Annotated in this window: 13 protein-coding genes; all 13 read left to right on the top strand. The window is 45.7% G+C overall.

From position 1 onward, the window contains the following. The first annotated feature begins 21 nt into the window (after window positions 1–21). Window positions 22–993: a Gfo/Idh/MocA family protein gene (locus K360_RS0106090; RefSeq protein WP_024822283.1), complete on the top strand. Its 972-nt coding sequence runs from the start codon at window positions 22–24 to the stop codon at window positions 991–993. A gap of 169 nt (window positions 994–1,162) precedes the next feature. Next, window positions 1,163–1,363, top strand: a complete 201-nt coding sequence (locus tag K360_RS0106095; RefSeq protein ID WP_024822284.1) for a hypothetical protein — start codon at window positions 1,163–1,165, stop codon at window positions 1,361–1,363. A gap of 4 nt (window positions 1,364–1,367) precedes the next feature. Then, on the top strand, window positions 1,368–3,209 hold the full coding sequence (locus tag K360_RS0106100; protein ID WP_024822285.1) for a tetratricopeptide repeat protein: 1,842 nt from the start codon (window positions 1,368–1,370) through the stop codon (window positions 3,207–3,209). A 48-nt stretch (window positions 3,210–3,257) separates the two neighbouring features. After that, complete coding sequence (locus K360_RS0106105) at window positions 3,258–4,940, top strand: acyl-CoA mutase large subunit family protein (RefSeq protein ID WP_024822286.1); 1,683 nt, start codon at window positions 3,258–3,260, stop codon at window positions 4,938–4,940. A gap of 15 nt (window positions 4,941–4,955) precedes the next feature. Further along, window positions 4,956–5,375, top strand: coding sequence for a cobalamin B12-binding domain-containing protein (locus K360_RS0106110; protein WP_024822287.1), 420 nt, complete (start codon window positions 4,956–4,958; stop codon window positions 5,373–5,375). Window positions 5,376–5,377: 2 nt separating this feature from the next. Beyond that, window positions 5,378–6,346 carry a methylmalonyl Co-A mutase-associated GTPase MeaB gene (meaB, locus tag K360_RS0106115; protein WP_024822288.1) on the top strand — a complete coding sequence of 323 codons (969 nt, stop codon included), beginning with the start codon at window positions 5,378–5,380 and terminating at the stop codon, window positions 6,344–6,346. Beyond that, entirely contained in the window at window positions 6,343–7,902 is a 1,560-nt protein-coding gene (locus K360_RS0106120) for an acyl-CoA carboxylase subunit beta (protein ID WP_024822289.1), read from the top strand. Before meaB ends, K360_RS0106120 begins: the two co-directional genes overlap by 4 nt. A gap of 19 nt (window positions 7,903–7,921) precedes the next feature. Then, window positions 7,922–8,338, top strand: a complete 417-nt coding sequence (locus K360_RS11020) for an OadG family protein (protein ID WP_024822290.1) — start codon at window positions 7,922–7,924, stop codon at window positions 8,336–8,338. Window positions 8,339–8,397: 59 nt separating this feature from the next. Continuing rightward, a complete protein-coding gene (locus K360_RS0106130; protein WP_024822291.1) occupies window positions 8,398–8,817 on the top strand; it encodes a biotin/lipoyl-containing protein in 420 nt (139 codons plus the stop codon). Between the two features lie 21 nt (window positions 8,818–8,838). Continuing rightward, window positions 8,839–9,960, top strand: a complete 1,122-nt coding sequence (locus K360_RS0106135) for a sodium ion-translocating decarboxylase subunit beta (RefSeq protein ID WP_024822292.1) — start codon at window positions 8,839–8,841, stop codon at window positions 9,958–9,960. Window positions 9,961–10,101: 141 nt separating this feature from the next. Next, on the top strand, window positions 10,102–11,202 hold the full coding sequence (gene upp, locus K360_RS0106140) for a uracil phosphoribosyltransferase (RefSeq protein WP_024822293.1): 1,101 nt from the start codon (window positions 10,102–10,104) through the stop codon (window positions 11,200–11,202). Between the two features lie 12 nt (window positions 11,203–11,214). Continuing rightward, window positions 11,215–12,111: a glycosyltransferase family 4 protein gene (locus tag K360_RS0106145; protein ID WP_024822294.1), complete on the top strand. Its 897-nt coding sequence runs from the start codon at window positions 11,215–11,217 to the stop codon at window positions 12,109–12,111. A 17-nt stretch (window positions 12,112–12,128) separates the two neighbouring features. Further along, window positions 12,129–13,256, top strand: a complete 1,128-nt coding sequence (gene wecB / locus K360_RS0106150; protein ID WP_024822295.1) for a non-hydrolyzing UDP-N-acetylglucosamine 2-epimerase — start codon at window positions 12,129–12,131, stop codon at window positions 13,254–13,256. The last annotated feature ends 86 nt before the right edge of the window (window positions 13,257–13,342 follow it).

The raw sequence follows: 13,342 nt of genomic DNA on the forward strand, positions 1-13,342 counted from the left end.
GTCGCAAGGAGTGATCCCCAAATGGATCTGCAACGAGTGGGTGTCATAGGTGTGGGGCACCTGGGACAGCACCACGCCAGAGTTTATACCGAGTTGCTTGGAACTCAATTAGTAGGAGTAGTAGACCAGAACGAGGCCAGAGCAGCTGCGATAGGAGAAAATTTAGGCGTTCCCTTTTTTACCGACATGGATGAATTTATTCGAAAGGCACGGCCAGATGCAGTCAGTGTAGTTGTACCAACAAGCCTTCATTTCGAAATTGCTAAAAAAGCCCTTTTGAATGGGATTCATGTTTTAATAGAAAAGCCGGTAACGACAACTGTACAAGAGGCAGAAGAGCTTCTGCGGGTAGCTGCTGAAGAAGATCTTGTTTTACAGGTAGGTCATATTGAAAGATTCAATAGTGCAGTGCAATACACATCGAAAGTAGTAAAGGAACCTTTATTTCTTCAGTCTCGACGTCTAGGTCCCTTTTCTCCTCGTATTAGTGATGTTGGTGTTGTGCTGGATCTCATGATCCATGACATTGATATCATCCTATCTTTGGTTCATTCGGAGATAGAAAACCTTTCAGCCACGGGACGATGTATACGAACTGATCATGAGGATATAGCTTCAGCTCAAATAACTTTTAAAAATGGAGTTATGGCTCATATCCTCGTAAGCCGAGTCTCTGAGCGGAGGCTTCGGCAACTTGAAATAATGGAACCTGAACGGTATCTAGCTATCAACTATGAAACACAAGATGTATCTATCAACCGTTGCGTAAGACATGAAAATGGAAGTCTTGTAGAAGTTATAGAACATCCTGTATTTCCCAAAAGCGAACCTCTTAAATTAGAATTACAGCATTTTGTCACCTGTGTAAGGGAAGGGAAACAACCGCTTGTAGGAATTATGGATGGGAAACGAGCTCTTGAAGTAGCTATCTCTGTGTTAAAACAAATACATCTTGACGGTCAAAACGACGTCAAAGAAGCTTCCTCCCAATAAAACCTTTCCAAGCCGGAAGAATATATTCCGGCTTTCTGTATTTTCTATTTTTATCATTATTATCTTATAGTTATATAATTCACCATATACTTTTTGAGTAGTTTTATAGTTTTATATGCGTTATGCTTACATTGATTTTGATAAAATATCTTACAAAGAGGGATTAAATATGCCCGTACAAAATTCTAATGCTCTTACTGCTATAGGAATGTTTTTAGGTGCCCTTTTTGTTGCTAAATTAGTAATAAAAATCAGAAAAGGAGATTTGCCTGGAGGTAAAATATGGGTTTTTTATCTCCGCATGCTTTTAGGATTCCTTATTGCTGGTGCTATTATATTAGGTCTTTATTCTTTTGCAGGAGTGGATTGACATTATGAAAAAATTTATAATTATCTTCCTTTCCATTTTTTTTGTAAGTACTATACTAATATGTTTCTCTTCTCAAATACATGCGTTAGAATTGCCTCCAGCTCAACGTCAAGAGGCCGAAAAATATTTTCTTAAGGCTTATACTGCTTTTCTCTCTCGCGATTACTGGGGATCTTGTGATTACTTGAATCAGGCGTTAGATTTAAATACGTATATGGTTGACTATTATCTGCTTAAGGCCCTTAACTTACAATCTATAGGTCAGTTGGATGAAGCTAAACGTACCTTAAGATATTATATGGAAGTGCGCCCCAACGATAGTTCAGCTCAACGTTTACTTGGAGATTTAACTACGGAAAAAGACTATATCAATACTTGTCTTTTCAAAAATATAGACTCTTCTTTTCAGTGGGAAATCTTACAAAAAAAACTAAAACAGACAGCAAACACATCTCTTTTTAAGCCTATTAATATACAAGGTTTAGGTAAGGGGGTAATTTCAAATGGATTATGGGCACTTCCTGATCAAATAGGCGATATTCTTTGGCTTTTTTCACCTGAAACCGGTTCTGTCATTTCTTCACCTGTAAAAGAACCTGTGTCAGCAGTATTTATGAATGAGCGAATCCTCCTTGTCATGGGAAGAAGGGGGGAAGTGTATCGTCTCTCTTTGTCAGATAATGCCACTGCACCTCAAGTAGAAGAGCTGGGAGCTCTTTCTTGCACTGTATCAGACATAGTATGGCAATCAGATTCAGAATTTATTGTGGCGAATATAAGTGGCCGTAATCTTCTTTTTGTTTCCTATCCCGACCTTCAGATTAAAAATACATGGGTTCCAGAGTCAACAAAAAAACCTTTTGAACCTTCGGCTCTTGCGTCTTATGGTCCATGGATAGCTATTGCTGACCGCAATAATGACACTGTCTTTCTTCTTAATAAAGTTACTCGTGAGATTAAAAATATTTGTATCTCGCAGCCACGGGATATAGAGTGGGGAATAGATGGATCTTTGTTCATTGTCTCGGATAAAGGAAGCCTTATGCAAGTAAAAAATTGTTTTTCTCAAAATGAAAGTAAAACCTCTATTCTCTCTGTGGATATGTCGGGTTGTTGGTCTCTATTGCGGGATAGAGACATTATTTGGGGAGTGGACACTCGAGGTCTATATCTTTGGGAAATATGGCCTCTTCCAGACCCAACTCTGTCACAAGGTTTTTTCTTTGCATATGAACCTACTCTTCAAAGAAACAAAGACGGCTCCGATTATCTTCGCTTGAAAGGCGCTTTTTCTGCTCCGTATTATGCGTATAGCAACCAGAACCCTTTTGTCGCATCTGCTGTTTGGGGAGGACAAAACATGAAGCCTACAGTATCACTTTTACCCCCTATTCAATATAGCCAGATTGCTTTCATAGAAATTACCGCAGAAAAAGCTGTTCCCCTTATAGATCGTATCCGACAGATATGGGGGCAACAAAAAGAAACCCTTCGGCACATTGTTCTTTCTGAAGCTTCTATTTTAGAACCAGAGGAACTTGCGTCGCTTGTTTCTTTTTGTATTCATAATGGCATAGCCCTCTCTTTTTCTGTATCTGATGGCGGTGCTTGTATGTGGATGGAGCGAGCCGCTGCTTTGACTGGTGGAACTGTAGCACCCACGCCAGAGTTAGCAGCCGCTTCCCAAGTAAAAAACAAGATTCTCTCAATAGAAATGTCCCTCCCTGCAGTAAAAGGGGTATCGGGCTATTCGGAACAATCCATGTTGTCTCTTTATATAGACTTAGGGCTATTACAAATGCGAAATTGGTTGCCTTTATGGCCAGAAATGGTAGGAACCTATTAAAAAACAGTGGTATTTTACGCAGCTTTTTATAATGGGAGGCGAGGATGTATGTCTAAAAAAGAAAATATCCCAGAAATTCTAGAATTGAAACAAGCATATGAAGCCCAAGTAGCTAAAACTATGGAAAAACGCCCTGAACGTCGGAAAGAATTCCGAACGGGAGGAAATATTCCTCTCAATCGCGTCTATGATCCCACAGACTTGGAAGGGTTTAATTATGCCAGAGATCTCGGGTATCCGGGCCGTTACCCCTACACACGCGGCGTACAACCGACAATGTATCGCGGGCGACTTTGGACGATGCGTCAGTACGCAGGTTTTGGAACGGCAGAAGAATCGAACGAAAGGTACCGTTACTTACTTTCTCAGGGACAAACAGGGCTCTCTGTAGCCTTTGATCTCCCCACGCAGATTGGATACGACTCTGATCACCCAATGGCCCAAGGGGAATGCGGAAAAGTAGGAGTAGCCATCGATAGTCTTGCTGATATGGAGATTCTTTTTGACAAGATTCCTCTCGATAAAGTTTCCACCTCAATGACTATTAACGCTCCTGCGAGTGTTTTGCTTGCCATGTATATTTGTGTGGGTGAAAAGCAGGGAGTGTCTATGGACAAACTCTCAGGAACTATACAGAACGATATTCTTAAAGAATATATCGCCAGAGGCACTTATATTTTCCCGCCTAAACCTTCTATGCGTCTCATTACCGACATATTTGAATTCTGCAGCAATAATGTTCCTAAATGGAACACTATCTCTATTTCTGGCTATCACATTCGAGAGGCTGGAAGCACAGCTGCTCAGGAAGTAGCCTTTACATTAGCAGATGGGATAGCTTATGTGGAAGCAGCACAGAAGAAAGGCCTTGATCCCAACGTGTTCGGCCAACGCCTTTCTTTCTTCTTCAATGCTCATAATGACTTTTTGGAAGAAGTGGCTAAGTTCCGAGCAGCGAGAAGGATGTGGGGCAAGATTATGAAGGAGCGTTTTGGCGTAACAGGCCGTAAAGCTCAGATGTTGCGATTCCATACGCAAACCGGAGGTTCTACTCTTACCGCACAACAGCCAGAAAACAATATTGTCAGAGTAACTATGCAGGCTTTAGCTGCTGTTTTAGGCGGAACACAGTCTCTCCATACTAATAGTATGGACGAAGCCCTTGCTCTTCCTTCAGAGAAAAGTGTCGGCATTGCTTTAAAAACGCAGCAGATTATTGCATATGAATCAGGGGTAGCCGATACTATTGATCCACTCGCTGGGAGTTATGTTATCGAGTCTCTTACCAATAAAATCCAAGAGAGAGCAGAAGAATATATTTCTCAAATTGATAACATGGGCGGCATGTTAATAGCCATAGAAAAAGGATATGTACAGAAACACATTCAAGATTCTGCTTATTCTTATCAAAGAGCTGTGGAAAGCGGAGACGCAATTGTAGTTGGGGTCAACAAGTTCCAGATAAAAGAAGATCATGCAGATATGAATCTGCTAAAGGTGGATGAGTCTGTAGGAGAAAGGCAAGTTCAAAAATTAAAAGAACTTCGAGAAAAACGAGATAATTTAAAGGTTAAAAACACCTTAGAAAATATAAGAAAAGCTGCTCGAGATGAATCTGTAAATCTTATGCCTCTCATATTGGAAGCAGTGCGTAATTACGGAACAGAGGGTGAGATTTGCGGAGTACTACGAGAAGAATTCGGTGAATATACAGAGAATATTATTCTGTAATTGGAGGAATGAGCTATGGCCGAAAAGAAAATTCGAGTCGTTATTGCCAAACCCGGTCTTGATGGACATGATCGGGGAGCTAAAGTAGTAGCACGAGCTCTCCGCGATGCAGGTATGGAGGTTATTTATACTGGTCTTCGTCAGACACCTGAGCAAATAGTGGATACAGCAATACAGGAAGATGCTGACGCTATAGGTATCAGTATATTGTCTGGTGCTCATGCTTATTATTTCTCTAAAATTATTGGGTTGCTTAAAGAGCGTCATGCAGAAGATATTATTGTTTTCGGAGGAGGGGTTATTCCAGACGCTGATATACCCGCCCTCTTGGAAATGGGAGCTGGAGCTATTTTTGGCCCCGGAACTCCTACCACTGTATGCGCTGAATGGTTAGAAAAAGCAGTAGCGGAAAAACGTGCGAAAGAGACTGTTTAACAGTGAGCGTCCTTGCTGAAAGAGCTTTACGAGGTGACGTTAGAGCTTTGGCTCGCATTATTTCTCTTGTAGAAAATGAAGAGCCCGAGGGAGAAGAGATTATAAAACATCTCTATCCTCATACAGGTCGTGCTCTCATTATAGGCATCACTGGAAGCCCTGGCGCCGGCAAAAGCACTCTTGTAGACAAAATCGTCGCTGAATTCAGGAAAAAAGGGCGTACTGTGGGTGTCATAGCCGTAGATCCATCCAGTCCTTTTAGTGGCGGCGCCATACTTGCAGACAGAATTCGAATGCAAAGACATGCTAACGATCCAGAAGTCTTCATTCGTAGTATGGGAACTCGAGGTTCCTTGGGAGGAGTTAGCCGAAGCACTCGAGAAGCTGTGGAAATATTAGATGCATGTGGCAAAGATGTAGTTATTATAGAAACAGTTGGAGTCGGACAATCAGAGATAGATATTGTTAAGCTAGCTGATACAGTTTGTCTCGTTCTCGTTCCAGGAATGGGAGATGACATCCAAATAATGAAAGCCGGGATTATGGAAATAGCTGACCTTTTCGTAGTTAATAAAGCAGATCGTCCCGGAGTTGAAAAAGTTGTAACTGAAATAAAGCTCATGTTAGACCTCATAGGGACACCGGATTGGCGCCCTCCTATCTACACTACGGTAGCAGAAAAAGGAGATGGGGTTACGGAGCTCGTGGAAGGGATGGAAGAGCATAGAAAATTCCTGAAACAAAGTTCTCATGGGGAAAAGAGAATGAAGGACAAAGTAATCCAGGAAATAAAAGATATTATGAGCCGCGAAATAGCTAAAAAAATTGAACATTCATGGGAAAACCATGGCGCAGATGTTCACGTAAAGGCTGTATTTAAAAAAGAAATGGACCCCTATACAGTCGCTCATTCTATATTAAAAAACATAATATCGGAAAATAAACTGAGGGAGGGGGCAAGTGAGCGATGACGAATCGCAGCATAGATGAATTGTGTTCATTACTTGAAGCGAAGCGCAAGGAGGCCTCACTAGGAGGCGGTCCGAAAGCCATAGGGAAGCAGCGCGAGAAGGGGAAGGGTATAGCGCGAGAGCGTCTCTCGGCTCTTCTGGATCCGGGCACCTTTGTTGAGCTTGACGAATTTGTGACACACCGTTGCCATCGTTTTGGTCTTGAGGAGAAACAGACTCTGGGTGACGGCGTGGTGACAGGGTATGGGGAGATAGAGGGGCGCCGTGTTTACGTGTTCAGCCAGGACTTCACCGTTCTAGGTGGCAGTCTTGGCGAAATGCATGCTGAAAAGATCTGCAAGGTCATGGACCTGGCATTGAAGAGTGGATCTCCATGCATAGGGATCAACGACAGCGGCGGCGCTCGAATTCAGGAAGCAGTAGATGCCCTGAACGGCTACGGGAAGATTTTTTACCGGAACACCATCTCTAGCGGAGTCATACCCCAGCTTTCTGTGATCATGGGTCCCACAGCCGGAGGAGCCGTTTACAGCCCCGCTCTGACCGACTATATTTTCATGGTAGAGAAGACAGGCATCATGCACATCACAGGGCCAGCTGTCATCAAGGCTGTCACAGGCGAGGAAGTGACGAGCGAAGAGCTTGGCGGCTCACTGGCTCACAACGCCAAGAGCGGGAATGCCCACTTCACGGCGTCGAGCGAAGAGGAATGCTTTGCCCAGGTTCGGAAGCTGCTGAGCTACCTTCCGAGCAACAACGTGGAGGAAGCGCCGTGGAAAGAGACGGGAGACGATCCTCTTCGCCTGGTTCCAGACCTTCGCACCGTAGTTCCCACGAACCCGAACAAAGGGTATCGGGTCCACGACGTGATCGGACAGGTTGTTGACGATGGCGATTTTTTTGAAGTCCAGCCGCTTTGGGCTCCGAACATGGTCGTGGGATACGGTCGAATTGGCGGTCAGGTGATAGGGATCATAGCGAACCAGGCAGCCAACATGGCAGGCTGTCTCGACATAAACGCGTCAGACAAGGCGAGCCGGTTCATTCGCCACTGCGACGCCTTCAACATTCCCATGGTCACCTTTGTCGATGTCCCCGGCTACCTTCCCGGAACGGAACAGGAATGGGGAGGCATCATTCGCCACGGTGCGAAACTGCTGTATGCCTACAGTGAAGCTACGGTTCCCATGGTCACAGTAGTTCTCCGGAAGGCCTATGGGGGCGCCTACCTGGGCATGTGCTCGAAAGCCTTGGGAGCCGACATGGTTCTAGCATGGCCTCAGGCTGAGATAGCGGTTATGGGAGCAGAAGGGGCAGCGAACATAGTCTTCCGCAAAGAGATAGAAGGGTCTGAAGACCAGATGGCGGAGCGGAACCGTAAGATTGAGGAATACCGCGAGGCCTTTGCGAACCCCTACGTAGCGGCGGAGCGTGGCTATGTAGACCGAGTGATTCTGCCGGAAGAGACGCGGCGAGAAATCTACCTGGCTCTTCAGGGGACGGCGAACAAGCGAGAACTTCGTCCGAGACGGAAACACGGCGTAATGCCTCACTAAGACGGGAGGATGGAGAGACGTGGATCTGCATACATATTTTGAGACAGGGATCAAAGGTCCCATCACCTTGGCTCTCATCGCCTTTTCGGCGGTATTTCTGGTTCTTGGCGGTTTGACCGCCATCATCTACGCCATAAAATATATGGGTGGAGCGAAGAAGTCGCCGAAAGCACCCACGCCGCCGCCAGGGCCGACACAGCCGGTGGCGGCGTCGCCAGCGCCGACATCAGCTCCGGCGCCAGTATCGGAGCATCCTCGCGGCCACCTCATAGCGGCCATTACAGGGGCATTGCTAGCGTCAGGAGAAGGGGCGTGCCGCATTACATCCATCAGGGCAGAGCGAGGGATACGGCGTCCATCACCGAGCTTGTGGAGGACCAGCGCCATCATGGAAGGGCTGGACAGCCTCAACAATCAGACCTGGTCTGGGCGGTAGCATCCGGCAGGCCTGAATGGAAGACATGACATTACACCATGTGGAGGGGAAAAAGACCAATGAGCAAAACCTATAGAGTAACAGTAGATGGAACGAGTTATGTAGTGGAAGTGGAAGATCTTGGCGAGACCGCGGTTTCGGCAGCAGCGCCGGTAGCAACGCCAACACCAGCTCCATTGCCAGCACCCGCACCGACGCCAGTAGTGGTAGCTCCAGCCCCAGCGCCAGTAGCGGCAACTCCAGCCCCGGCACCAGCACCGGCGGGAGGGACTATCGTCGCAGCTCCCATGCCTGGGAAGATCCTCAAGGTCAACGTAGCGACAGGAGCGTCAGTCCAGGCTGGAGACGTGCTCCTCATCCTGGAAGCCATGAAGATGGAAAATGAGATCATTGCATCATCGGCAGGAACTGTTCAGGAGATCCGGGCACGGGAAGGGGACAGCGTGAATACGGGAGATACCTTGGTGATCCTCGGCTAAGCCGGGGTGAGAGGACCCATTATGGGAATCTATTTAGACTCAGTAACAACAATCATTCATGCCTCGGGGTTCTTTGGCCTCACGTGGGGCAATATCGTCATGCTCTGCGTGTCTTTCATCATGCTCTACCTGGCCATAGTGAAAGGTTTCGAGCCGCTGCTTCTGGTCCCCATCGGTTTTGGCTGTCTGCTCGTGAACCTTCCCCTGTCTGGCATTATGGATGACGGAGGCTTTTTGAGGTATGTTTTTTTCGGGACAGAACATGAGATCTACCCTGTCATTATCTTTATGGGAATCGGAGCCCTCACCGACTTCGCCCCCCTTCTGGCCAACCCCATCACCTTCCTGCTGGGAGCGGCAGCTCAGCTGGGCGTCTTCATAGCCCTTTTCGGAGCGTTGCTGTTGGGTTTCAACGTGAAAGAAGCGGCCTCCATCGCTATTATCGGCGGAGCGGACGGTCCTACAAGCATTTACCTCACCGTGAAATTGGCGCCGCAGATCCTGGGGGCGGTGGCAGTGGCGGCCTATAGCTACATGTCTCTCGTGCCGCTCATCCAGCCGCCGGTGATCCGTCTCCTCACCACCAAGGCGGACCGGGCGATCCGCATGGATCAGCTTCGTCCCGTATCGAAGCTGGAACGAGTGTTGTTCCCCATCGTCTGCACTGTGGCTTCAGGACTCCTACTGCCTTCCTCCGTGCCCCTGATCGGGACCCTTATGTTCGGGAACCTGATCCGTGAGTGCGGCGTGACAGAGCGGCTGAGCCAGGCAGCTCAAAACGAGATTCTCAATGCCACCACCATCTTCCTGGGCCTGTCAGTGGGAGCCACTATGAGCGCCCAGCAGTTTCTCACCATAGGGACCATTAAAATCATTATCCTTGGCCTCGTCGCCTTCATCTTCAGTACGGCCGGAGGAGTGCTTTTCGGCCAGGTCATGAAGGTCATGAGCGGAGGAAAAGTCAACCCTATGATCGGGGCGGCAGGAGTATCGGCAGTACCCATGGCCGCCAGAGTGGTGCAGCGAATCTGTCAGCAGGAGAACCCGGGAAACTTCCTCCTCATGCATGCCATGGGCCCCAACGTGGCTGGCGTCATTGGAACCGCTGTCGCTGCCGCTGTGATGCTGACTCTGCTCGGGTAACAATGACAAACCTATCTGAGTTGCGTACGTAAATAAAAAGTAAAAGAAGTCTTTCCTTTTTCAATATCGGGAAAGACTTCTTTTTACGTGTTATTATATTGCGGATCTAAATAAACTGGCTCTCCGGGAGGTCAAGGAAGAATGAAAATAGCTATAGGATCTGACCATGCAGGTTATTCTGTTAAAACCGTTATTTTACGCCATCTGCAGGAAGAAGGACACGAAGTTTCTGACCACGGGGCAGATACTCCGGATATTTCCAGTGATTACCCTGACGTAGCTCTGTCAGTTGGGAAAGCTGTAGCTAATGGCGAAGCAGAACGAGGTATTCTCATCTGTGGAAGCGGGATAGGGATGTCAATAGCGGCTAACAAAGTTCCAGGAGCTTACGCTGCTCTATGCAATACCACAGAGTTAGCCAAACTTAGCCGACGCCACAACAATGCCAATATATTGGCCATGGGAGGTCGTCTCATTTCAGAGCAACAGGCAACTGAAATAGTTGATGTGTGGCTTAAGGGAACCTTTGAAGGAGACAGGCACCAACGCCGAATAGCAAAAATACGTAGTTATGAAGAAAAGATCGCTCCTTCATATCTAACAAATAATGGAGAAGGACGTATTGTAATTTTTGATCATCCCCTCGTTCAACATAAGGTAAGCATTATTAGGGACAAAAATACCTCTGTCAAAGAATTTAGAGAACTCGTTCAAGAAATAGCCGGCCTTATGGTTTACGAAATCACTCGAAACCTTCCCCTTGTAAAAATTGAGATAGAAACTCCAATCCAGAAAACTACTGGATACACCTTAGAGGGGAAAAAATTGGCTATAGTCCCAGTACTACGGGCTGGATTGGGCATGGTGGACGGCATTCTTCAAATCATTCCCAACGCTAAAGTTGGTCATATAGGACTCTATCGAGATCCTGAAACACTTGAGCCTGTAGAGTACTATTGTAAGCTACCTAGCGATATTAATGAGCGAGACATATTTGTTCTTGACCCGATGCTCGCTACAGGAGGATCCGCTACTGCTGCTATTAGCCTCGTCAAAGAGAAAGGGGCTCGGAAAGTGTCTCTGGTCTGTCTCATAGCCGCTCCAGAGGGCGTAAAAAAGGTACATGAAACCCATCCGGACGTAGATATTTACGCAGCTGCCCTTGACAGCCACTTGAACGAACAGGGCTATATTGTTCCCGGACTTGGGGATGCCGGAGATCGGCTTTTTGGGACCAAATAATTGGGAAATATCATGTGGCGCTTATTATTTATATGCATACTAATGATGGGGTGGGGAGCAGGAATGATCCCCCTCTCCATCAAGTTATCTCATCACTATCGCATCCTTGATGTTCCTGGAGGAAGAAAACATCATTTAGGAAATGTCCCCCGAGGAGCTGGTATAGTTTTATGGATGGGGTATCTCTTATGGGTTTTACTAGGCGCCTCAGGATCTTTTTTCCTCAAATTAAGTGCAACAGGAGCAACTATTGTTTTCCTGTGTGGTTATTGGGATGATATTCGTCCTCTCAATCCCATTGTACGTTTGGTATTACACATATTCGCAGCTTTTTTGGTGCTCATACCAATAGAGCTTCCGTGGACTCACCGCATTTTGATGCTTTTGTGGATAGCCGGCACCACCAGTGCTTATAATATAATTGATGGTCTCAATGGACTATGTTTAAGTATGTTTATCGTGGCAACTTTAATGGCCTCCAGATTAAGCGCTCCTTCTTTCTGGTTACCGATAGGGAGCGCAGCTTTAGGAGTTTTACATTGGAATTTCCCGCGAGCCCGAACTTTTTTAGGAGATGGCGGTAGCACGCTGCTGGGGTACCTTTTCGCTTCACAATTAACTTTCTCTATCTATACAAATTATGTAGGAAATACGCCACAATTATTCTCTATCTGGAAACTCATAATATTCCTTCTCTTGTGGGGCGGGGTCCCTGTATTAGATACAGTAGCTTCTATTATTCGCAGATTGTGTCACCGATGTTCTCCTTTCTTACCTGATCGCGGTCATCTCCATTATAGATTGATTGATAAGGGCTTTTCTCCTGTGCAAACATTAGGGATCTTAGTGCTCCTTCATGGAGCTTTACTTGAGCTGGGTCTTTACTTTTTCACCCGATTCATTCAATGAAATGAAGGAGGGACGAAATGTCTCGAAAGATTGTTTGTGTTGTTGGAACTCGGCCTGAAGCTATAAAAATGGCCCCTGTTATTTTAGAATTAAGAAACAATAAGGAATACAATACTTTGGTATTAGCAACAGGGCAGCATTCAGACATGCTTGACCAAGCCCTCTCTTTCTTCGATATAAAAGCAGATGTAAATCTTCATATTATGAAAGATCGCCAAACACTCGATCACATCACATCTCTTGTTCTGACAGGAACAGGAAAAGTTTTTGATAAGGAACATCCCGATATGGTTCTTGTACATGGCGATACCACTACAACATTGGGAGCAACTTTATCTGCTTTTTATCGAAAAATCCCTGTAGGACACATAGAAGCCGGTTTACGGAGCTGGAATCTAGACCAGCCTTTCCCTGAAGAAGCAAATCGAGTTATCACAGATCGCTTATCAACTCTCTGGTTTGCCCCGACACAAGGAGCAAAACAAAACTTGCTTCAGGAAGGTGCAGACGAGAATCGCATTTTTGTTACAGGTAATACGGTGATAGACTCCCTATCTCGAACAGTAGAACAACATAAGGGATCTCTTCCTGAAGAGCTTTCTGGCCTTCAGCAAGAAGCACCTCTCATTCTGGTCACCGCCCATCGAAGGGAATCGTGGGGGCAGCCTTTAGTAAATATATGTGAGGCTCTATCTGAAATATTGGCTTCTGTACCAGAAATCTATGTGCTCATTCCCCTGCACAAAAATCCGACTGTCCGGGACGTTATACGAAAACATCTCGGGCAGCATAAACGAGTTATTTTTACAGAGCCTCTTGAGTATCCTGATTTTGTACAGGTCATGAATCGAAGCTATATTATCCTTAGTGATAGTGGGGGAGTACAAGAAGAAGCTTCTTTCTTACGCAAGCCAGTACTCATCATGAGAAACCTCTCGGAAAGACCAGAAGCGATACATTCAGGTACTGGAATTCTCGTAGGAACTAATAAAGACCGAATAGTAACTGAAACTCTTCGTCTTTTATCGAGTCGCGAAGACTATGATAAGCTTGTTGGGAAAAGTAATAATCCTTTTGGAGATGGGAAAGCTTCTCAGAGAATTCTCAAATACATTGACAATTTTTTTAAAAAAGAGGAAATATAGTTTAAAATATCCTTTATAAACTTTTCAAAAAGCTCTGTTTTTCAGCTATATTATAAAGCTCTTACATTGAGATCAGGAGTGATTAT

This window comes from Aminobacterium mobile DSM 12262, from assembly GCF_000526395.1.
GTDB lineage: Bacteria > Synergistota > Synergistia > Synergistales > Aminobacteriaceae > Aminobacterium > Aminobacterium mobile.